Annotated in this window: 18 protein-coding genes; 13 read left to right on the forward strand and 5 right to left on the reverse strand. The window is 45.7% G+C overall.

Annotated elements, in window-relative coordinates; genetic code table 11:
• The first annotated feature begins 99 nt into the window (after positions 1 to 99).
• Complete coding sequence (locus tag ACWQAU_RS07905) at positions 100 to 402, forward strand: winged helix-turn-helix transcriptional regulator (protein WP_003642229.1); 303 nt, start codon at positions 100 to 102, stop codon at positions 400 to 402.
• Between the two features lie 82 nt (positions 403 to 484).
• Here ACWQAU_RS07905 and ACWQAU_RS07910 read toward each other — a convergent pair whose 3' ends face one another.
• The gene (locus ACWQAU_RS07910) at positions 485 to 1,108 is read right to left on the reverse strand and encodes a TetR/AcrR family transcriptional regulator (RefSeq protein WP_003642228.1); all 624 of its coding nucleotides are present in this window, start codon (positions 1,106 to 1,108) and stop codon (positions 485 to 487) included.
• A 99-nt stretch (positions 1,109 to 1,207) separates the two neighbouring features.
• Between ACWQAU_RS07910 and ACWQAU_RS07915 the strand changes: the two genes are divergently transcribed.
• Positions 1,208 to 2,131, forward strand: coding sequence for an amidohydrolase family protein (locus tag ACWQAU_RS07915; RefSeq protein ID WP_011101982.1), 924 nt, complete (start codon positions 1,208 to 1,210; stop codon positions 2,129 to 2,131).
• A 170-nt stretch (positions 2,132 to 2,301) separates the two neighbouring features.
• On the opposite strand, the gene ACWQAU_RS07920 is transcribed toward ACWQAU_RS07915, so the two are convergent.
• Positions 2,302 to 3,003 carry an SGNH/GDSL hydrolase family protein gene (locus tag ACWQAU_RS07920; RefSeq protein ID WP_003642226.1) on the reverse strand — a complete coding sequence of 234 codons (702 nt, stop codon included), beginning with the start codon at positions 3,001 to 3,003 and terminating at the stop codon, positions 2,302 to 2,304.
• A 193-nt stretch (positions 3,004 to 3,196) separates the two neighbouring features.
• Between ACWQAU_RS07920 and ACWQAU_RS07925 the strand changes: the two genes are divergently transcribed.
• The 7 genes from ACWQAU_RS07925 to ACWQAU_RS07955 all read left to right on the forward strand — a co-directional run bounded on the left by ACWQAU_RS07925 (position 3,197) and on the right by ACWQAU_RS07955 (position 10,578).
• Entirely contained in the window at positions 3,197 to 4,102 is a 906-nt protein-coding gene (locus ACWQAU_RS07925) for a DMT family transporter (RefSeq protein ID WP_027821769.1), read from the forward strand.
• Between the two features lie 135 nt (positions 4,103 to 4,237).
• A complete protein-coding gene (locus ACWQAU_RS07930) occupies positions 4,238 to 6,091 on the forward strand; it encodes a collagen binding domain-containing protein (RefSeq protein WP_027821770.1) in 1,854 nt (617 codons plus the stop codon).
• A 323-nt stretch (positions 6,092 to 6,414) separates the two neighbouring features.
• Positions 6,415 to 7,824, forward strand: a complete 1,410-nt coding sequence (locus tag ACWQAU_RS07935; RefSeq protein ID WP_024002896.1) for a subtype B tannase — start codon at positions 6,415 to 6,417, stop codon at positions 7,822 to 7,824.
• Positions 7,825 to 8,002: 178 nt separating this feature from the next.
• A complete protein-coding gene (locus ACWQAU_RS07940; RefSeq protein WP_003642221.1) occupies positions 8,003 to 9,097 on the forward strand; it encodes a PTS sugar transporter subunit IIC in 1,095 nt (364 codons plus the stop codon).
• A gap of 173 nt (positions 9,098 to 9,270) precedes the next feature.
• Positions 9,271 to 10,011, forward strand: coding sequence for an alpha/beta hydrolase (locus ACWQAU_RS07945; protein WP_027821771.1), 741 nt, complete (start codon positions 9,271 to 9,273; stop codon positions 10,009 to 10,011).
• 160 nt (positions 10,012 to 10,171) lie between these two features.
• Complete coding sequence (locus tag ACWQAU_RS07950; RefSeq protein ID WP_003642219.1) at positions 10,172 to 10,429, forward strand: bacteriocin immunity family protein; 258 nt, start codon at positions 10,172 to 10,174, stop codon at positions 10,427 to 10,429.
• 35 nt (positions 10,430 to 10,464) lie between these two features.
• Positions 10,465 to 10,578 carry a hypothetical protein gene (locus tag ACWQAU_RS07955; RefSeq protein ID WP_013355899.1) on the forward strand — a complete coding sequence of 38 codons (114 nt, stop codon included), beginning with the start codon at positions 10,465 to 10,467 and terminating at the stop codon, positions 10,576 to 10,578.
• A gap of 119 nt (positions 10,579 to 10,697) precedes the next feature.
• Here the strand turns inward: ACWQAU_RS07955 and ACWQAU_RS07960 are convergent, their stop codons facing one another.
• Together ACWQAU_RS07960 and ACWQAU_RS07965 are read right to left on the reverse strand one after the other, a co-directional pair.
• On the reverse strand, positions 10,698 to 11,669 hold the full coding sequence (locus ACWQAU_RS07960) for a zinc ribbon domain-containing protein (RefSeq protein WP_027821772.1): 972 nt from the start codon (positions 11,667 to 11,669) through the stop codon (positions 10,698 to 10,700).
• 18 nt (positions 11,670 to 11,687) lie between these two features.
• The gene (locus ACWQAU_RS07965; protein ID WP_027821773.1) at positions 11,688 to 13,136 is read right to left on the reverse strand and encodes a zinc ribbon domain-containing protein; all 1,449 of its coding nucleotides are present in this window, start codon (positions 13,134 to 13,136) and stop codon (positions 11,688 to 11,690) included.
• A gap of 1,349 nt (positions 13,137 to 14,485) precedes the next feature.
• Between ACWQAU_RS07965 and ACWQAU_RS07970 the strand changes: the two genes are divergently transcribed.
• Both ACWQAU_RS07970 and ACWQAU_RS07975 read left to right on the forward strand, forming a co-directional pair.
• The gene (locus ACWQAU_RS07970; protein ID WP_003644796.1) at positions 14,486 to 15,958 is read left to right on the forward strand and encodes a UbiD family decarboxylase; all 1,473 of its coding nucleotides are present in this window, start codon (positions 14,486 to 14,488) and stop codon (positions 15,956 to 15,958) included.
• A 136-nt stretch (positions 15,959 to 16,094) separates the two neighbouring features.
• A complete protein-coding gene (locus ACWQAU_RS07975; RefSeq protein WP_003642213.1) occupies positions 16,095 to 17,474 on the forward strand; it encodes an SLC13 family permease in 1,380 nt (459 codons plus the stop codon).
• A 62-nt stretch (positions 17,475 to 17,536) separates the two neighbouring features.
• On the opposite strand, the gene ACWQAU_RS07980 is transcribed toward ACWQAU_RS07975, so the two are convergent.
• On the reverse strand, positions 17,537 to 18,439 hold the full coding sequence (locus ACWQAU_RS07980) for a LysR family transcriptional regulator (RefSeq protein WP_003642212.1): 903 nt from the start codon (positions 18,437 to 18,439) through the stop codon (positions 17,537 to 17,539).
• Between the two features lie 440 nt (positions 18,440 to 18,879).
• Between ACWQAU_RS07980 and ACWQAU_RS07985 the strand changes: the two genes are divergently transcribed.
• Together ACWQAU_RS07985 and ACWQAU_RS07990 are read left to right on the forward strand one after the other, a co-directional pair.
• Positions 18,880 to 20,139: an LPXTG cell wall anchor domain-containing protein gene (locus ACWQAU_RS07985; protein WP_027821774.1), complete on the forward strand. Its 1,260-nt coding sequence runs from the start codon at positions 18,880 to 18,882 to the stop codon at positions 20,137 to 20,139.
• A 315-nt stretch (positions 20,140 to 20,454) separates the two neighbouring features.
• Positions 20,455 to 20,649 (forward strand): hypothetical protein, encoded by a 195-nt coding sequence (locus ACWQAU_RS07990; RefSeq protein WP_003642209.1) that lies wholly within the window; start codon positions 20,455 to 20,457, stop codon positions 20,647 to 20,649.
• Positions 20,650 to 20,806 lie beyond the last annotated feature (157 nt).

Genomic DNA, 20,806 nt, shown 5'->3' on the forward strand with positions numbered 1-20,806 from the left:
TCTGAAAAGTCGATGGCAAGCAAGTTATTCGCATTCCAACGCAAACTTACTTAGAATAGTCATAATGATTATAAATTCTAAGTAAGGAAGTATGGACTGATGGTAATGCGTGATCTAAATATTGGCACGAAAGTCGGGTTAGGCGTGCTCAATGACCGGTGGGCCGCGTTAGTACTGATCAACCTGAAGGCGGCGCCAACTGAGATTATGAATTTGCGCCAGCGAGTTAGGGGTCTTAGCACGCTTAAACTACTGAATGTTTTAGCTAAATTAACCGAATTAGGATTAGTTGCGACTGCAGGGAACTATCAATTTCAGTTGACGACTGCGGGCATTAGTTTTCAAAAGCAACTGCATCAGTTGGAAGTGTGGGGCGATCAAATGATCGTGGCCATGCACTGAATATAATAAGTATTGACTGTCGTGACTAAAAGCTGGTCGTAATCCACAATTATGGGATTATGACCAGTTTTTAGTTTGGTTTCTAGTTATTATCGGCCCCAAGCGGACGATCGGAAAAGAGATGGTAAGCTGCGGTGTAGCGGCTCTGAACGATAATGTTGGCAACCACTTCAGGTGGCTCCGGATGGGCCTTGGTCAGCCAGTGCTGAATAATTGCCAGCACGCCACTAAAGTAGATTGGCATGGCGTAGTCAGCCGGAATCGACTGGAAATATTGATGATTTAAGGGCGCCTGCTCAGTAGTGGCGAGTAAATTATCAATGAGACCGGCCTGAAACTGATCAAGAAACTGTGGATCACCATGGGGGCCAAGCAAGGCCTGAAAACTAGCTAATTGGGTGTTGATATTCGTTGTTAATTCCAGATAGGTTGGATAAGCATTCCGCGGGTCAGGATGAACCAAGGCAGCTTGAATCCCTTGGTTAAGGACTTGCTTTGAAACGGTTGCTTGTTCGATTAAAGCATGTTCGAAAGCGTGAATGAAGTCGTAAATATCTTGAAAGTGACTGTAAAAACTCCCACGACTAACGTGGGCTGCTTTGACGACCATGGTGACAGTCAATTTAAAGATGGGTGTCGCTGTCAGTAGTGTTGGGACAGTTGCGAACATTTTCTGTACGGCAAGCGGATAGTTAGTTGTCATCATGTCACCTCCTGTAAATGGTCAATTTGACATCAATTGTACATTTCCAACGCACTCGTTTGGTCTTAGACTATGGTTATTCTAAAAAACGAGGTGCAGCTAATGTCAAAAATTGATTTTCATACCCACTATTTACCAACGAGTTACGTTGAGGCACTAAAGCGTCATGTTCCAGGTGATCCTGATGGCTGGCCGACACCTGAGTGGACACCACAGCTTACGCTTAACTTTATGCGTGATAATGATATTAGTTACTCGATTTTATCGCTATCATCCCCACACGTGAACTTCGGTGATAAGGCGGAAACCATACGCTTAGTTGAAGCGGCTAACGACGATGGTAAAAGCTTGGCCCAGCAATATCCAGATCAATTAGGATACTTGGCGAGTCTACCAATCCCTTATGAACTGGATGCTGTCAAAACGGTGCAACAGGCTTTGGACCAGGATGGTGCTTTAGGCGTCACAGTGCCAACCAACTCACGTGGACTTTACTTTGGATCACCAGTCTTGGAACGGGTCTACCAAGAACTAGATGCTCGCCAAGCGATTGTGGCTTTGCATCCAAATGAACCAGCAATCTTGCCTAAAAACGTTGATATTGATTTACCAGTGCCATTGTTGGGATTCTTCATGGATACCACGATGACGTTTATTAATATGTTGAAATATCATTTCTTTGAAAAATATCCTAATATCAAGGTGATTATACCGCATGCTGGTGCTTTTTTGGGAATTGTTGATGATCGAATCGCACAATATGCTCAGAAGGTTTATCAAGTGGATGTTTACGATGTGATGCACCACGTTTATTTTGATGTAGCTGGAGCCGTGCTACCAAGGCAGTTGCCAACTTTAATGAGCTTGGCTCAGCCTGAGCACCTACTTTACGGGAGTGATATTCCATATACGCCGTTAGATGGCTCGCGGCAATTAGGTCACGCTTTAGCAACGACTGATCTATTAACAAATGAGCAGAAACAAGCGATCTTTTACGATAATGCCCATCGCTTACTGACTGAGTAAGTGATGTTAGGATAACTATTGAATTTTTGGCGTGACCAATATTAAAAGACCGGAACACCTGTTAATTACTGGTGTTCCGGTTTTTTACGTTGTTGTTAGCATAATTAGTTGGGCTAATCTGCTGTACGGGTAATGCAAGTAATCAGAACCCTCGTCTAAAAATAAAGTGGCTATGGTGTTGCTGTTTTAGCCATTGTCTGACCGACTGTTGCGGTATATTCACGTTCACCAAGACTGTTGGGATGTAAATTATCTTTGACAAACCAGTTGTCGTTGTCTTGCGCAACGTATAGCCAATCAATGAGATGCACATTGTTATATTTTTTAGCGGCCGCGGCAATCAATTGATTGTTAGGGTCTTGCCAATCTTTGCCTGGAACGCGGGTGTTGACCCAGTAAATCTGGTGGTTGCTGCCAATCTGATCAATGATCCCATCGATTTCGGCGGCACTTGTTGGACCGTTCGTCCCCAAGTTGATCAGCACGTTTTTCTGAATTGCATTATCAGCTTTTAATTGGCTAATGACGGCTGGTGCTTCCGACACTTGGCGACCAACCTTGGCGTTAACGTTAAAATGGTCAAAGATTTGTTTTAAGTCACTCGTGGTGCGGACCATGATTGAATCACCGATCCCCGTCACTTTAAGTTTGCGCAGGACGTGAATTTCACTAGTGGATAATTGATATTTTTCACCAAGGGCACTATCCGAAACGGCGTGTGTAGCGCCCTTAGTTTTAGTATTCCCCGTAATGGCGTTGCCAATACTGACAACCTGTTGCTTAATGGTTGGTGTTGGAATGATTAATGCGCCACCAATGAAGACGACAGCAAAGATTCCGACCAACCAATAAATTAATTTTTGATGTTTCATTTGGCACCTCCATACCCCGCTATAAGATTAGCTTACCACCATTACAGTGTCAATTATGAAATTTATCATAAGGTGCTTAAAGTGGTGTGATGGCAGGTTTGTCAGTCGGACTGTCTAAGTTGAATTTGAAAAGATCATTGGAAAGTCAACTGGTGCTTGTTAGACTAAGGCTAGTGCTTTTGGAGGTGGTTAAATGCAAAAGAAAACGGTGGGACTGTTATTAGCCAGTGCCGGGCCTTTTTTGTGGGGAAGCTCGGGAACGGTGGCACAACATCTATTTGACACCACAACGATTTCGCCGTTGTGGTTAGTGGCGGTGCGGATGCTAGTATCTGGAGGTCTGTTAATTTTATATGGATTTAGTCGCCGGTTACCGGTCATAGCCGTGTTTCATGACTGGCGGGCAACGGTGCGTCTGATTGTGTTCAGCCTGTTCGGGATGGCTGGCGTTCAATTGACTTATTTTATGGCAATCAGTACTGGTAATGCGGCGATGGCCGCAATTTTGCAATTCTTGTCACCGGTGATGATTATTATCTTTATCACCGCCACGACTTGGCAGCTTCCAGGGAAAGTGGATGTCATTTCTGTGGTCTCCGCAATCGCTGGGACGGTTCTAATCGTCACGGAGGGGCACACTGACTCGCTGGCTTTGCCAGTAATTGCAATTATCTGGGGATTGTTGGCCGCGGTTGGTGCAACCATCTACACATTAATGCCAACAAAATTATTAAAAGTGTATGGCGCCACACCCATTGTTGGTTGGTCAATGCTGATTGGTGGTGGCTTGGTGCTAGTCGGAACAGGTGCTTGGCACCATTCGCCACAGCTAACCTGGGTGGCGTGGGGGCAAGTCGGCTTCGTCGTGATTTTTGGCACGATGCTGGCCTACTTGTTCTTTTTACAGAGCTTGGAATACATCCTACCAACGACTGCTAGTGTTCTGGGAGCTATTGAACCCCTAGCAGCAACCATTTTAAGCGTCTTATTTTTGCACGTTCACTTTAACTGGGTCGGACTGCTTGGGGCGATAATGATTGTCGGGGTAACTATATTGCAATTTGCAGCGACACGCGCCAATCAGTTTGTCTCTAAGTGAGCATTGATTGGTATAGATGGGGACCAAACAATATATGAACATATTAATCGTTTTATTCACAAATTCTATTGAAAATCCATCTTGCTAGCGTATACTTTTCGATGAAGGATATTATGTTACGAGGGGGATTTTTTTATGAAGTTAAGTAAGCGGGGACTATTCTGGCTACTTGGGTTAGTAAGTTTTGCAATTTTACTACTATTTAGTCAGCCACTAGGGGCCCAAGCCGCAACTAATTATCATGCGAAGGATTACACAACTGCCGCATCGGTCATCAATGGCCCTGATTTTAAGCACGCTGATACCATTCAAATTCAGTATCAAATGAGTTTTGGGGATACGGCTTTCAAAGCTGGAGACACAGTCACCATTGATATGCCAGCTAATTTGGAACCACGGACCGTTGGGGCTACTTTTGATGTGACTGATGCTGAGACTGGTACTGTGATTGGTACGGGTGTCGTTGGCGGGGATGGTCAGGTCGTACTGACCATGAATTCGGCGATTGAAGGTAAAACTAATGTTAAGATTGATGTTAACCTGGGAATGAAGTACCGTTATGATGACTTAGGGGAACAAGACGTTGTGTTTGATACCCAAGACGGTCAAGATACATCAGTGATCAATATGGTTGCTAATGAAGCTAATATGTCTAAAAAAGGCACCATTGATAAAGAAAATGGCACGATTAAGTGGACCTTACTTGTTGATCGGCGTGAAATTACCATGAAAAACTTATCGATTGCTGATACCATTGGTGATCATCAGCAAATGATCAAAGGTATTGAAGTCTACAATGGTGAATGGTCGAGTGCCAACACTTACAAGCGGCGTGATAAGCTTAGTGACGATGCTTATCAAGTCAACTACAGCGATAATGGTTTTGACCTGAAATTCAACGATACAGTCAGCAACCTAGTTGTCATCGATTACTATACTAAAATTACGGATACAGAATTAATTGATCAAAATTATCATTTTAAAAATAAAGCTGTAATGGAATGGGGCGGCGGCACGTCCGGTGGCAAGAACAGCGAAGAAGCTAACGGTAAGGTCTACGAAAAAGTCGTTAACGGTGGGAGCGGTACTGGCGACTTAAGTTCCAGCTCGAGTTCGAACAGTTCTAGCTCAAATAATTCGAGTGACGTCGATTCCAGTTCCGACGATTCTAGTTCTGAAAGTTCAAGCGCTGTGGACTCCAGTTCCGACGATTCTAGTTCTGAAAGTTCAAGCGCTGTGGACTCCAGTTCCGACCACTCTAGTTCGGAAAGTTCAAGCGCTGTGGACTCCAGTTCCGACGATTCTAGTTCTGAAAGTTCGAGCGCTGTGGACTCCAGTTCCGACCACTCTAGTTCTGAAAGTTCGAGCGCTGTGGACTCCAGTTCCGACCACTCTAGTTCTGAAAGTTCGAGCGTTGTGGACTCCAGTTCCGACCACTCTAGTTCGGAAAGTTCAAGCGCTGTGGACTCTAGTTCTGACCACTCCGGCTCTGAAAGCTCGAGTGATGTAAATACTAGTTCTGAGAGTTCTGACAATACGACTACGGAACCAGACAATGGCCATCAGACTGGTGACATTGAAGATCCCGAAGATAATACGGCGGTTTATCCAGATATCGATGAAGATACTGGGACCATCGATGTTGATGGTGGGTTCGATAGTAACTACGATGGGAGTACGACTTCCAACAGTACTAATTCGTCAAAACCATTGAAAGATTCAACTTCGAGTGTCTTTACGAGTACGCCCGCTAACACAACGACGGGCCAAGATGGTGCTGATCAAACGCCAGCAGCGGATACTAAAAAGTCTAGTGCTAAGACAACGGTATCTGAAAGTGACGCGTTGACCCCATCAACGCCTAACCAAGTTGCTAAATTGCCACAAACTAACGAAGCTAAGATGGACAGTCAAGCGCTTCGTTCAGTCGGCATTTTGTTAGGTGTATTAACGCTAGGTGGCGGTGCACTTATCCGTCATTGGTTTTAAGGCTAACTGATAGCCCTAAAATGATGCACATATAATGTTATTTTTTAAAACGGCCTTCTGTTAATTCAGAAAGCCGTTTTTAGTTAGCGGTCATTTAATAGCTAACTTGAAATAGTTAGATTAGTTAGCAATGGCGACCATGGTCGTTAGAAGGGCTCACTGGTTAACGCACGGCAACATTAGTTTACGACGGGTTCACAAGCGGCTGCTGACTACGTTAATCGTTATTAGTCGCAATTGGCATAACTGGTTGCGCAATTCGATTTGATTTTAACTGGATAATGGGGGTAAAGTAACGAATAGATAGAAATGGAGGTCACAAGATGAGTAACCGATTGATTTTTGATGCTGACTGGCTGGTGCCGGAACAGGTCCAAGTTGCCGGGCAGGCTATTCAATATTATGCTGCCCGTAATATTCAGTACGTTCAGCATCCAGTCGCAGCGATTCAGGTCCTAAACGTTTTTGTACCAGCCGCATACTTGCATGGCAGTTCAGTCAATGGTTATCAGCGGGCAACGGCGCCAATTCTGATGCCGAATACGGTCGGCGGTTATTTGCCAGGACCGGCGGATGATCCGCAACGTGTCACTTGGCCGACGAATGCAGGGACGATTCAACAGGCACTTAAACGCGGTTACGTTGTGGTGGCCGCTGGAATTCGCGGTCGTACGACGGTTGATAAGTCTGGGCAACGGGTCGGGCAAGCGCCGGCTTTTATCGTAGATATGAAGGCGGCAATCCGTTACGTTAAGTATAATCAGGGCCGGCTGCCAGGTGACACGAACCGGATCATCACGAATGGAACGAGTGCTGGGGGTGCCACTTCGGCTTTAGCGGGTGCGAGTGGCAATTCGGCTTATTTTGAACCAGCCTTAACTGCGCTCGGGGCAGCACCGGCGACTGACGATATCTTTGCGGTGTCAGCTTACTGCCCGATTCATAATCTGGAACACGCAGACATGGCCTACGAGTGGCAGTTTAATGGTATTAATGACTGGCACCGTTATCAGCCTGTTGCGGGGACGACCAAGAATGGGCGACCAAAATTTGAACCGGTTAGTGGTCAGCTCACAGTTGAAGAACAGGCCCTTTCGTTGGCGTTAAAAGCCCAGTTCAGTACCTACTTGAACCAGTTGAAACTCACGGCCAGTGACGGGACGCACTTGACGCTTAATGAGGCGGGAATGGGTTCATTTCGTGATGTTGTTCGCCAATTATTGATATCATCTGCTCAGACGGCATTCGATCAAGGGACGGATATTCATAAGTACGCAGGCTTTGTCGTTACTGGAAATCAGGTGACGGACTTGGATTTATCAGCTTATTTGAAGTCGTTAACTCGCATGAAAGCCGTCCCGGCGTTTGACCAATTAGATTTGACGAGTCCAGAGAATAATTTGTTTGGCGATGCAACGGCGAAAGCCAAGCACTTTACGGCCTTGGCACAGACGCGAAGTACGGTGACGGCACAACTAGCGGACGCTGAGCTGATTCAGGCGATTAATCCGCTCAGTTACTTAACGACAACTTCGTCACAAGTTGCTAAGCACTGGCGGATTCGCCACGGTGCGGCCGACCGAGATACGAGTTTTGCAATCCCGATTATTCTAGCAATAATGTTAGAAAATCATGGTTATGGCATTGATTTTGCGCTACCGTGGGATATTCCCCACAGTGGTGACTATGATTTAGGCGATTTATTTTCCTGGATTGATGGCTTGTGCCAATGATTTGAATACGATGAGTGAAAGCGACCAGCGAGGGCATCGTGCCTGGCTGGTCTTTTCGTTTAGTTGGCAACGATAATGTGATGAAAATACGTTGACAATTTTCAAAACACGTGGTTAAATGTAGCTATTCTCATTTTTATCTAATCATATTCTTATTAATTTAAATGGAGGTCTACATATGGAAGCAACTACGACCGCGGCTACCGCGACACATAAGATGAGTACCATGGATTACGTTTATAAAGTTTCGGCAGGTGTTTCTAATGCTATTTTAGTTTGTTTAGGGATTGGATTGTTATTGCAGTCACTCGCGAATTTTGTTCACTGGACGGCATTATACCAAGTCGGTGCGATTGCGCAAGTGTTATTGGGACCGGCATTTGGAGTCGCGATTGCCACGATGCTCAACAGCAACACGTTAGTTACGTTTAGCGCCATGATTTCGTCGACGATCGGGGCGAACGCCGTCTTTTTCTCGCAGTCCGCAACTAACGGCGTCACAGCGACGGGACATACGTTGGCCCAAGCAGCTCAGAGCTCGATCTTTACCACCGGTCAACCGATTTCGGCCGTTGCGGCTGGATTAGTCGCGGTTCTGATTGGTAATTATTTAACTGGTAAGACGCCGCTTGATATGATGTTGGTCCCGTTAGCGGCCACTTTTGTCGGTGCGGTGGTTGGTCTCGGGTTAGCAGCCGTAACGACGCCCGCGTTGGTCTGGCTGAGCAAGTTCATCGCGACTTCGATGAAGGTCAACCCGTTGATCGGTTCGATGGCCGTTTCACTTGCCTGGGCGTTATTTTTAATGACACCTGCGTCTTCGGCCGCATTGGCGGTGGCGGTCATGTTAGATCCCGTCTCATCGGGCGCGGCCTTAATTGGAACAACCGCCCAGTTCGTGGGCTTTACGATTATGTCTTTTCGCCAAAACAACTTGGGGGCCAATATCGCGCAGGGGATTATCACGCCTAAAGTCCAATTTCCAAACTTGCTGGTGAATCCACGGTTAGCGATTCCACCAATGGTTGCTGCGGTTATTGCCGCCCCGGTGGCGACGATTGCCTTTCATTTTTCAACCAGTTACAAGCTGGCCGGCTTAGGATTGAATTCGTTAATTGCACCGATTTCGTTAGCATCGACGAACTTTAACAGTTTTATGGTCTATCTCTTGACCGGGGTGCTGATGCCAGCAGTTATTTCAATCGTGCTGTACCGCATTCTAGTTGCGGCAAAGTGGGTCGAATCGCAGCAGCTACAGTTGGAAATCGTTTGATGTCCAGCCGATATTAAGAGCCTGTTTCTATGACTGATGTGAAGGTCATGGAAACAGGTTTTTTGTATAGTGTTAGCTGTTTGTTCAGGATAGGGTGAGTGCTCAGGACTATGAAATGGGACGTAAATTCACTATATTAAAGGTATGAATAATGAATAAGTGAGATGACATCGATGGAATTTAAGATTAAACGGGATGGGCTGGCGTTACAGGCAAGGTTGGAGACTCCGGCGGCACCGAGCTCAACGCTAGTCATCTTAATGCATGGGTTTACGGCCGATATGGGATATGATACGACCCAATTTGTGCCGCAATTGGCGCAAGCATTAGTTGCTCACGGCTTGGCAGTTCTGCGTTTTGACTTCAATGGTCATGGCCGTAGTGAAGGTCGGTTTCAAGATATGACAGTGATTAATGAGATTGCGGACGCTAAAGCAGTTTTAGATGAAGCGTTGACCTTACATTATGACCACATTGTCTTGGCAGGGCATTCGCAAGGCGGGGTGGTAGCCAGCATGTTAGCAGGATATTATCCAGACGTGGTCGACAAACTGATCTTGATGGCGCCGGCCGCAACGTTAAAGTCCGATGCGCAACAAGGTGTTCTGCAAGGTGCGACCTATGATCCACAACATATTCCGACCTATTTGAATATTCGTGATGGCCTTAAAGTTGGTGGCTTTTATTTGCGGACCGCACAACAGTTGCCGATTTATGAGGTAGCTCAGCAGTATGCCGGTTCGGTGATATTGATTCACGGTACGGCCGACACGGTGGTCTCGCCACAGGCTTCTGAAAAGTATCATGAGGTCTATCAGCACAGTCAGTTGCATTGGGTTCAGGACGGTGACCATCGCTTTAGCGGCGATGCGCGTGCTACCGCGATCCAATTAGCACTGGCCGCGTTTAAATGATGACTTACGCCAGTTAATATAATGTTAGGTTAGTTAACGTTGGTGAGTTTAAAGGCGGTGTGGATAAATTAGTTTAATGTTCAATGAAAATAACCTTAATCTTTTACCGGAAGACGCCTATACTAAGAGTAGTTAGTTTTCTGAAAGTAAGGTGTGCAACGTGAAAAGTGAAGTACAGGGAATCATTCAAGATTTATATCAAGAATTAGCACCAACTGCGGCGAATCAAGAAATTCGGGCAGCACTATTGAAGGCACACCAACAATTGAAACAGGCGCCCCAGCTTGATCATGCGCTAATTAAGCGGTTAACGAATGACGTGACTTATAATATCTTTACTAAACAGTTGCGCTTGACGCCAACTGAAAACTTATTGGTTAGTGAGTTACTATCGGTCAGTCATCGGTTGAGTGCGTAATGGCTGAACCGGCGACTCATTTTGGAGGTGGGACGATGCGCCGAATCATCGCAATCGGGAAAGCACTAGTGACGGCCGGATGGTTAATAACGATTATTCTGGTGGGCTACGGTGTTAGCCGTCAGCTCAAGCGGACACTATTCGAGTAGCACTCTGGTATCGGTTACAAATTAATTTGCTCAATCTAATGAATATAAAAAGCCTCGTAAATTAACGCATTATCATAAGCGTTAATTTACGAGGCTTTATTTGTGATACCTTCGAACAACTAGTATTGACTACCGAACAAGTTACCAATTTGATTGGCAAAGTCAGTTGCGTGACTGAGAAGTGCAGTCTGTAAATCCTGCAGAATAATTTTATCCATAAAGTAGAACAGCAGGCTAACGACTAGAACCGCAATAAGGTCTAGGTAGACGCGGCTAATTAATGGTTGGGTCACCGACTTGTTAATGACGAAGATCAAACCTAATTGCCAGACAAGGACACTGACACTCAACAGGATAATCGACCATCTGAAGCTAGCCGCAATGGTAAAGAAGTTATCAACACTGAAGTTAACTAGGGACGAAGCAAACCATAATAATAGGTTCACAATAATTGCGTAATTGGTTAACTGACCGAAGCGTTTCATATAGGTCGTAAAGCCGACTTTGGTCCCACGACTGCCAAGTAAGCAAGTGACATAGCCGACAGCCAGGTAGAAGCACATGCCGATTAGGAGACATAAGAAAATCTTTAAGTCGGTGGAAAAAGCTAATTTACTAATATGGAAATAGCTTTGACTGTCATTGGCAGTGGTCAGAAACTTATTGCTAATGGTTACAGCGGCCAACGTCATGAATAGTGCTTCAATGACAAAGGAAATGTAACTAAAATAACTTTCAGTTCGGACTTCACAGCTAGGATTTTTCCAGCTAGCCAAGAGCCAACTAAAATAATTCTTAGCAGATGATTGCAGCTGTTGGACTTGTTGGTTAGTAGCCGTCCGTGTCGTATCAGCAGCTGCTGAACGTGATGCTGCTTGTTTTTCAGCGCTGGCCGATTGTTGTTGATTGGCTGAAGCTGTGCTGGTATGGACAGCTGCTTGCGTCGTTGCAGTCGTTGTTTGGGTAGCTGTGGCTGAAGTGGCGTTGGCCGTTGCCGAGGCCGGTGTCGCTTTGGTTAGATCGTAACCACAGTGGGTACAGAACTTTGCATTGGCAGCAATCTCAGTGCCGCAGTTGGGACATTTTTTCATAAGTTAAATTCTCCTTCATTAATCATCAGAATCATCGGATTTAGTGTACGACCGAATTTTTTGGGCCGGCGTGATTTTAACAATCTTGTAGTGCCCCCCGGTTTTCTCGACCGTCGCGGTGTAACGAAAGACCTGAATGCGTTCATCTTCAGAGTTGGTAAAGTCATATTTGACGTCATAAGTGATCTGGCTTTGTTGCTTAGCTGCTGGAACCGTTGATAAGACAGTCGGTTCATAGGTGACATCGAGGACGTCATCATTGTCGTAGTAGCCCTTCGCCATTTGGACCAGTTCTTTGTAGTCAGTGTTATCGGTACCGTTGACGAAGTAGTCGTCCAAAGTGCGGTCATCGTAATCCGAAGCATCCGATAGGTCACCGGTGGACGTATAACTGCTGACAGCGGTGAAGATACCGTTCAGGTAGTCCGAGGCAGTATCTTTACTCATCACACCAGCAAATTTGAGGTCCACGTCTTGACCCTCAGCGTCACTAACGTTAGTCTGTTTGGCGGTCAATGTTTGTGAACCGGCTTTGTATTTACCAGTCAACATCATGCGATTAGACCAGGGAATATCATTCAGCGCCAGTGTGCCACTGCTATTAATCGTCCCTTCATTTTCGCCATTGATATAAACGGTGGTATTCGGTGTACCATTAACGGTGAAGGAAATTGTACGTAAATCTAAGTCGTAAGTTTGGCCGTTTGCCCGGAGGTAATAAGTGCCCTTATTGGTAATCTGATGGCCGCTAACCGTTCCCTTGGCAGTCAAGGTGTATGAACCAGGAACATACGGCCCGATTTTATGCTCGTAAGTTGCTTTATTAGATGTTGCGACGTGCTTACCATTAACGCTGAGTGCAACGTTACGGTGGTTCGTCGCCAGTGTGGCATAAACGGAAGTGACTTGTAGTTGATACTTATCGAAAAACAACCAGGCTTTACCGGTTTTAACGAACTGGATACCGTAATCATTAGTCGCAGAACGACTTTTAAGCGAACTAGCCAGTGATGCTAATGATTTTCGATTGTTTTTAAAGTAAGTGACCATCGGCTTGACGCTATCATTTGTAATCTTGAGTGATGGGTCAGTGCTAGTTACTTGCTTCGCTAAACCTTTTCCAGTCTTGAGTGCGGTTAAGTCACGGTCGAGCTGATTGAGCGGTTGATAATAATTCTGTCCATACAGATAGCCGCCAATCAGAATGACAACGATAACGGCAATCAGACCCCAACCCCAAGTTGGCATATGGCGTTGGGTTTGTTGTCGAACCTTGCGCGTCGAACTTGCTGTTGACTGCGCGGTGTTTACTGATGGCGATGGCTGATCAGTGGTTGCGTGCAACTTAAAACCGCAATTAGGACAAAATTCATCCGTTGCGACCACCGCTTGCCCACAGTTAGGACAAAACGATGCTTGGCCGCGACGATCGTCAGCGGCTTTAAAAAATTGGTGCTGTTTATACATTCCCCGATGCTCCTCCAAAAATAGATTGATTAGTCGACAATAAAAAACTATTTACTGGAGTCTTCACAGTAAATAGCCGCTACTATCAATCGAGTTAAAATTCTGAATAAGACGTGTCACTTGAATATGAATAATAAGTGCTAATCGATGAATAAGGCTATTGATGACTAATCATCGTTAATAACTTAAGAAAGTCTAAAAATTATTAACATATTTTAAAGTATAAACATGATTAAACTGTTTATCAATGTTTACACGGCGTATTTATTTAGTAATGCCCCAGTTTGCACAATAAACGACATGTCACGCATTAAAAATACGACTCGGCTAAATGCTGTGCCGGTTCGTTAGTCATGAATTATGATTGAAACGTGCCAAGTTTAGATTGTTATTCGTCAGCCGTTGCGCGTCCTATTCCGACCTCCGGGGCTGGGTGACAATTGCTGGAACGTAGCCGACGTCGATTTGAGCTAACGCCCAACCCGCGTCATCTCAAATACGAGTCTTATTCTAAGCCGGAAGCAACCCACTTCCAGCTAAGAATAATTTGGCTACTGAGCATTGTCACCCAGCCCCTCCAGTCGGGAACCCGCTCGAATGGCTAATGAACGACCACCGAACTCGGTACAATTTGTCGTTGGCTATTTTGATTAAACAAAGCGTTAGGTGTATTAAGCCCTCTGTCAAGAGCTTAAATCTCACTACACCAATTCAGGATTAGTGAGCTATCTCAATATCATTTTCACCCTGACAGTTGATTGACAAAGTTATTGTTTATGAAAAACAATGACGAATTCACCAAAAGTTGGGTACGCACATGTCCGCCATTCGAACACTGTTCCGACTGGAAGGCGTTTCAGCCAATGCTCAGCACTGCCAAGAGTGTGAGGTTCAGACGGGGTGAGACTGAGGATTAGCCTAGCTAGGGCGTTAAGCGGTGAATTTCCGCTTGACGTCATAGCGTAGCTAACCGGAAGTCTCAGTCTGACCCGAGCACGTTTCACCAATATGGCATTAAAGCGTGGAAGACCAGTATTTAAGACGTGGGTTGCGGCTTAAATCTGTGTCCACCGCGTTCCAGCAATTGGCAGAAATGCCTGGAAGTCGGCGTAAGACGCGCCAACTAAGCAATTTTACGCTAACTCGAACTTTTTCCAGCGGGCCTAAGCTGGCTGCTTTTGACTTTGGAAATCAGCACGTTTCAATCATAATTAATACATAACAATCATCGACCTAATGCGTTTAGTTGTATTATTCCATTCACGAATAACATATCTGCGCAATCCGAATTGAACCCGCTTACGAGTGGCCGTATGATGGTCTTGTAAACTTTAAGGGAGATGAATGAAATGGCAGAACAACCATGGGATTTGCGTCGCGTGCTTGATGAGATCAAGGATGATCCAAAGAACTATCATGAAACTGACGTCGAAGTTGATCCAAATGCGGAACTTTCTGGTGTTTATCGGTATATCGGTGCTGGTGGGACCGTTCAACGGCCAACGCAAGAGGGTCCAGCAATGATGTTTAACAACGTTAAGGGGTTTCCTGATACGCGGGTCTTGACTGGATTGATGGCGAGTCGCCGGCGCGTTGGTAAGATGTTCCACCACGATTATCAGACGTTAGGGCAATACTTGAACGAAGCAGTCTCTAATCCAGTGGCGCCAGAAACGGTTGCTGAAGCGGATGCGCCAGCTCACGATGTCGTTTATAAAGCGACGGATGAAGGCTTTGATATTCGTAAGTTAGTGGCAGCACCAACGAATACGCCCCAAGATGCTGGACCATATATTACGGTCGGTGTGGTGTTTGGCTCAAGCATGGACAAGTCTAAGAGTGATGTGACGATTCACCGAATGGTCCTTGAAGATAAGGATAAGTTAGGGATTTATATCATGCCTGGCGGTCGGCACATTGGTGCGTTTGCGGAAGAGTATGAGAAAGCTAACAAGCCAATGCCAATTACAATTAATATTGGTTTGGATCCAGCCATTACGATTGGTGCAACTTTCGAACCACCGACCACGCCATTCGGTTATAACGAATTAGGTGTTGCTGGTGCGATTCGGAACCAAGCTGTTCAATTAGTTGACGGGGTGACCGTCGATGAAAAGGCGATTGCGCGTTCTGAATATACGCTTGAGGGGTACATTATGCCTAACGAACGTATTCAGGAAGATATCAATACGCATACGGGCAAGGCGATGCCTGAATTCCCGGGTTATGATGGTGACGCCAACCCAGCTTTACAAGTGATTAAGGTGACGGCGGTGACTCATCGGAAGAATGCCATCATGCAAAGCGTGATTGGACCATCCGAAGAACATGTCAGCATGGCGGGAATTCCAACTGAAGCTAGTATCTTACAATTGGTTAACCGTGCCATTCCTGGTAAAGTGACGAATGTTTATAATCCGCCGGCTGGTGGTGGTAAGTTGATGACCATCATGCAGATTCACAAGGATAATGAAGCGGATGAAGGAATTCAACGGCAAGCTGCCTTGCTTGCGTTTTCAGCCTTTAAGGAATTGAAGACTGTTATCCTGGTTGATGAAGATGTTGATATTTTTGATATGAATGATGTGATTTGGACGATGAATACCCGTTTCCAAGCCGATCAGGACTTGATGGTCTTATCAGGCATGCGGAATCATCCGTTGGACCCATCGGAACGCCCACAATATGATCCAAAGTCGATTCGTTTCCGTGGGATGAGTTCTAAACTAGTGATTGATGGCACCGTACCATTCGATATGAAGGACCAATTTGAACGGGCCCAATTCATGAAAGTGGCTGACTGGGAGAAGTATTTGAAGTAACGTCATCCATTGCACTTGATGAGCGTATTTTTATCGCATTGAACCAAAATTTAATCTTACAAAGAGCCGCCAGACCAACGGAAGTGTGCTGGTCGGGGGGCTTTTTGCTGTCAAAATTGAAGGGAGCATGTAGCTCGTGAACAAGAAAACGATTGGCTTTTTCAGCGGAATCGCCGTATTTGCCATTATTTACTTCTTGCCGATTGCCGGCTTGTCAGCTAAGGGTCAGATGGACTTGGCACTTAGTTTGATGACGGTCGTCTGGTGGGCCACCCAAATCGCGCAACCCGCGTTCGTTGGTGGGATTTACTTAATGTTGCTCATTATTATGAACGTGGCGACACCGTCACAGGTCTTCTCGTCGGCGTGGACTGGTTCAATTATGTGGCTCGTAATTGGGGCGTACTTGATTGCGGGAGCGGTTAATGAATCTGGTTTGGGTCAACGCATCGCGTACGCATTCATTATCAAGTTTGTGCGGAGTTGGAAAGGGATTGTGATTTCGATTTTTGCCCTGACCTTTATCCTCGCACTCCTGATTCCCCATCCATGGCCTCGGGCGTTCATGATTATGTCCGTCATTACGGTGGTCGCGGAAACGGCGAAGATGCCCAAACGCGATTTGGCTAAGCTAGGCCTCGCTGTCTTTGCTGCGTCCTGTCCACTATCCGGGGTCTTTTATACTGGTGACACGTCACTAAATCCGTTGGCAGTACAGGCCTCTGGTCAAAGCGTCAACTTTGTCTCTTACTTTATCTACATGGGCGTGCCCATGATCATTGCGGCCATCTTAACCATGTTTCTGTTCTTATTCCTCTTCAAGCCTAGTCAGGAAGTCCACATCGATGTGGAAGCGTTAAAGCAACAACAAGCCCAGTTGGGTGGTATGACGGGGAAGGAAGTTCGAACAATTATTTGGCTGATCATTGCGATTGCACTCTGGTTAACGAGTGGGATCACCGGTTTGGACGTTGGTTGGTTGACGTTGATCGTTGCGCTGATGATGAGTCTCCCGGTAGTTGGCGGGATCTTGACGGCCAAATCATGGGAAGGTGTTCCCGTGAACGTGCTCGTGTTCTTGACTTCGGCAATCGCAATCGGGAATGTCGGTGGTGTGACTGGCATGAATAATTGGATTGCGAAGACCTTGATTCCAAGCAACTTGCCAACTAATATTTATTTATTAGCGATTGTGATTACTGTTTTTGCCATGATTATCCACATGTTCATGGGTTCTGTCATTGCGGTGATGGGGATTACGATTCCGGCCTTCGTAGCGGCCACGGCTCATATGGGAATTTCACCCTTGGCCGTATCGTTACTAGTCTTCTCGGTGACAAACTTGCATTATATTTTACCGTTCCACAACCTCGCTGTCTTAGTTGGAAGCGACCCCGATACTGGTGGGGGTTACACACAAAAAGACGTGATGCGGTTAGGAATCCCACTGACGGCGGTTGTCTTTGTCGTTGCGTTAGTTGAGATGTTCTGGTTCCACCTCGTTGGGTTGGCATAAGCGGATAAGTTTAAAAAATACCCTTTTCAAACGGCCGGTTGGTCGGATGAAAAGGGTATTTTTTAAACTTGTTGATTTTCCTGGGCAGTCACCGTCAAGTAGTCAATTAAGTCGGTGAGTAACTGGTTCCCCGTTCGCTGGGGATATACAAAGTTCAGTTGACTGATGAACGGGATGGCGAGTGAGCGCATGACCACGTGTTCAGTCATGAACGGAAGTACCGATTGTTTAAATAAGAAAGTCACGTTATTTTGATTGAGAATGCCCAGGAGCGTTTCAATATGCGTACTTTCAAAGAAGAATTGGGGCGTCATGCCTTGCTGAGCAAAGAGTGCGTTGATCGGTTCGTAAACACCGGAGCCCGGTGGTAACGTTGCAATTTTCTGCCGCGCTAAGTCTTGAATCCGAATGACTGGCTGGGTAGCTAGGGGGTGATCACGCGGTAAAATAATTTTGAGTTCGTCAGCGAGTAGTGGTTGTTTTTGAAATTCGGTGGGTTGCAATTGGGTCGTCTGAGTATCGCGAATGATGGCCGCTTGTAGCTCACCACTCAGTAACCGTTTGACGATTTGGTCGCCCTCATCCTCGATGATTTTGATTTCAGTATCAGGATGCTGAGTATCAAAAGTGGCGATCTTTTTGGCAATGTTATATTGACCTGAGATTGGAATGGCGCCAATGATGAGCTTGGCAAATGTCGTTGGCCGATTCGGTGCCAAATCGTGCATCATGGTCTCATAGTCTGTAATCATTTTATGCGCATGATGATAGAACGTTTCACCAGCTGGCGTGATTTGTAGACGGCGCTTGTTGTGTGTATCTAGTAGTTTAATGTTCAGTTCGTTCTCAAGGGCTCGCATTCGTTTGGACAATTCCGATTGTGATAAGTGGAGTTCTACGGCAGCGTTAGAAATGTGGCGTAAATCGTACACCATCACGAATGCTTGGAGGTCATTAATGGTCATAGCAGTCACACTTTTCTTTAGGTTAAATTCTATTCTAACACCGATGGCGGGGCCCACCTAATTAAGTAACGGTATAAATTAGTATCAATATTGTGAGGCCGCTACGGTAATCGAAATATTAGTTATTTTTTTTATTGAGAATGGGTCACTAATGAAATCATGGTGCGGGTTAACATTTGTTAGCGGTGATGATTATTCGTTACCGTTTAATTGTGGATGGGGACTCGTGTTGAGGGAGGCAGTAATGACATCTAGATATAATTATTTTGGTGATGTGGATGAAAGTTGTTGAGTGGTTGGTGATTACAAATACGCTGAATCACTAGCTTTCCTTGCTTTTGAAATTGAATCCGGCAAAATGAAATAGTTCCAGCAGTTTCATATTGATCATCATGCTGGTCATGGCTGGGCAATACTTTTTAAAAGGGGATTAGTTTAGTATGTCAAAAGCGCTTAAGATAGTGATGGGAATCACCATGTTAACAGGGGGCATCATGGCCCAGAAAATGACGGTACATGCAGCCGAATCTAACACTCGAACCGGTCAGGCAGTAAGGATGAATGGCACGGTCAGTTTAGCAAGTCAGGTCGAAAATAACCCAGCTGTTAAGGCGGCCCACTACCAGGTAACGCAAGCGGTGCAAGCATTAACCATGGCTACTACGGCAGTCAAAACGGCTATGAGTGATCTGCAAGCGGCGCAAACCACGTTAGACGCTGCCAACAAAACGTTAGCCAAGAATCAAAAGATTCAGACGCATATGGGCGTACTTAAGCAAGCAGCCACTGACCGGCACGTCAAGGCAACGAAAGCACTTGATGAACAATTGGCAACTAAAAAGACAAGCCAAACTGCGGTAACGACGGCGCAAGCGGCAGTGACTAAGTCACAAGCTGCTGTTCAAGTAGCCCAGAGCAACTTCGATAAGGATAACAGTGCGGCCAACAAAGTCACGTTACAAACTACTCAGGCAAAGCTGGAAACGGTGCAAGAGACGTTAACAGCGGCACAAGCTAACCTTGATAAGACTAATGAGCACGTGATGATGGCAGAAGAAGAATTAGCCAACGCCAAAATTGAAGTCAGTGGCACGAGCCGCGACTTCCAAATGGCACAAAGAGATTATGATATTGTTCAGCCCCAAGCAGCAGTTAATCAGGCGAAAGCAGCGGTGACAGCTAAGTTGCAGCGCGTTGCGGGTACTCAAGATCAGGTCGTTACTGCACAGCGGGAATTGTCCCAAGCTCAAGCTGGATTAACGACCGTGCGCGCCCGGACCTTGGCAACCTTAACAGCAGCGGCCGAAAAGCCAATGACTGAAAAACCTGTGGGCGAACGACCAGTCGTTAGTCATTCAACTGGCACGTCAACCAGCACTAATCAGTCGGCGGCACCACAAGCGACCCCGGCCAAGCCCACTCTTAATCAGTCAAGTTCAGCTTCCGTCCCAACAGCGCAGCGGGTTGTTACGACGCAGCCACGACAAGCCACAACGGTATTGCGGACGACGACGAGTCCGGCAATGGCTAAGCCAGTGACTCAGCAGACGGTGCCAACGACCGCAACTAAAACGGCCACGTTACCACAGACTGGTGAACAAACCAATCGAGTTTTGACCGTATTGGGCTTCGTATTATTGGCCGCAACTAGCTTATTTGGTTTTAGCAAGCAACAACGGCGCCATAAAACAACTGATTAATTAACAAGTGTGTGGGCACAATTCGATTTCTCAATGATTATTTCGAAGTGCAAGACTAGTCCAATCGGTTACTTTAGTCTGAGCGACTAAATTGACGGCGGAATTAATGGCGATTTAAAAAAGTTCTTTCGGAGTTTTAGTTGTTCCTGAAAGAACCTTTTTGCTGGGAATGATTGGTATCGTTTAGTTAATAATAATATGCTAAGAACGCCAGTTTTTCGGCCGGAAATACTTGCTTGAAAGTAGCTGCTGGACTACTATAAACATGGTTTCAAAGAGCCCAAGAATTTTACTAAATAAGGAGTTGAGTTTGTGATGATGATGACGGGAATGATGGTTCTATTTGTATTGTTAGTTGGTTTAGTTTTAAGTGGGATTTTCTTCCGATATATGGATACAACTGCCGGTATCTCATTCAGCTCACTGAAGTTCGCTGATTTGCGGATGGAATTGTTAAACTTGGTACTCGTTATTGGACTATTGCTGTGGGCACTGGTTTTAATTCGTTAAAGCGACAATTAAACTTATCAACTTAGCTATTATTGCGAGTCCGGTTAACGCCGGACTTTTATTTTGGCTTGTGATTGACGAATTATGTTAGTGCGGCCGCCAAAATACTTGCGCTTCAACGTGGAACACCGCTATTATGGATAAGTGATTATTATCT

This window comes from Lactiplantibacillus sp. 3062, from assembly GCF_055413545.1.

Excerpts from the sequence above, each read along its gene's own strand:
- ACWQAU_RS07965 (WP_027821773.1), bottom strand. The coding sequence starts at position 13,136 with ATGTATAAACAGCACCAATTTTTTAAAGCCGCTGACGATCGTCGCGGC.
- ACWQAU_RS07980 (WP_003642212.1), bottom strand. The coding sequence starts at position 18,439 with ATGACCATTAATGACCTCCAAGCATTCGTGATGGTGTACGATTTACGC.
- ACWQAU_RS07960 (WP_027821772.1), bottom strand. The coding sequence starts at position 11,669 with ATGAAAAAATGTCCCAACTGCGGCACTGAGATTGCTGCCAATGCAAAG.
- ACWQAU_RS07920 (WP_003642226.1), bottom strand. The coding sequence starts at position 3,003 with ATGAAACATCAAAAATTAATTTATTGGTTGGTCGGAATCTTTGCTGTC.
- ACWQAU_RS07915 (WP_011101982.1), top strand. The coding sequence starts at position 1,208 with ATGTCAAAAATTGATTTTCATACCCACTATTTACCAACGAGTTACGTT.
- ACWQAU_RS07985 (WP_027821774.1), top strand. The coding sequence starts at position 18,880 with ATGTCAAAAGCGCTTAAGATAGTGATGGGAATCACCATGTTAACAGGG.
- ACWQAU_RS07970 (WP_003644796.1), top strand. The coding sequence starts at position 14,486 with ATGGCAGAACAACCATGGGATTTGCGTCGCGTGCTTGATGAGATCAAG.
- ACWQAU_RS07930 (WP_027821770.1), top strand. The coding sequence starts at position 4,238 with ATGAAGTTAAGTAAGCGGGGACTATTCTGGCTACTTGGGTTAGTAAGT.
- ACWQAU_RS07955 (WP_013355899.1), top strand. The coding sequence starts at position 10,465 with ATGCGCCGAATCATCGCAATCGGGAAAGCACTAGTGACGGCCGGATGG.
- ACWQAU_RS07945 (WP_027821771.1), top strand. The coding sequence starts at position 9,271 with ATGGAATTTAAGATTAAACGGGATGGGCTGGCGTTACAGGCAAGGTTG.
- ACWQAU_RS07910 (WP_003642228.1), bottom strand. The coding sequence starts at position 1,108 with ATGATGACAACTAACTATCCGCTTGCCGTACAGAAAATGTTCGCAACT.
- ACWQAU_RS07940 (WP_003642221.1), top strand. The coding sequence starts at position 8,003 with ATGGAAGCAACTACGACCGCGGCTACCGCGACACATAAGATGAGTACC.
- ACWQAU_RS07990 (WP_003642209.1), top strand. The coding sequence starts at position 20,455 with ATGATGATGACGGGAATGATGGTTCTATTTGTATTGTTAGTTGGTTTA.
- ACWQAU_RS07925 (WP_027821769.1), top strand. The coding sequence starts at position 3,197 with ATGCAAAAGAAAACGGTGGGACTGTTATTAGCCAGTGCCGGGCCTTTT.
- ACWQAU_RS07905 (WP_003642229.1), top strand. The coding sequence starts at position 100 with ATGGTAATGCGTGATCTAAATATTGGCACGAAAGTCGGGTTAGGCGTG.
- ACWQAU_RS07935 (WP_024002896.1), top strand. The coding sequence starts at position 6,415 with ATGAGTAACCGATTGATTTTTGATGCTGACTGGCTGGTGCCGGAACAG.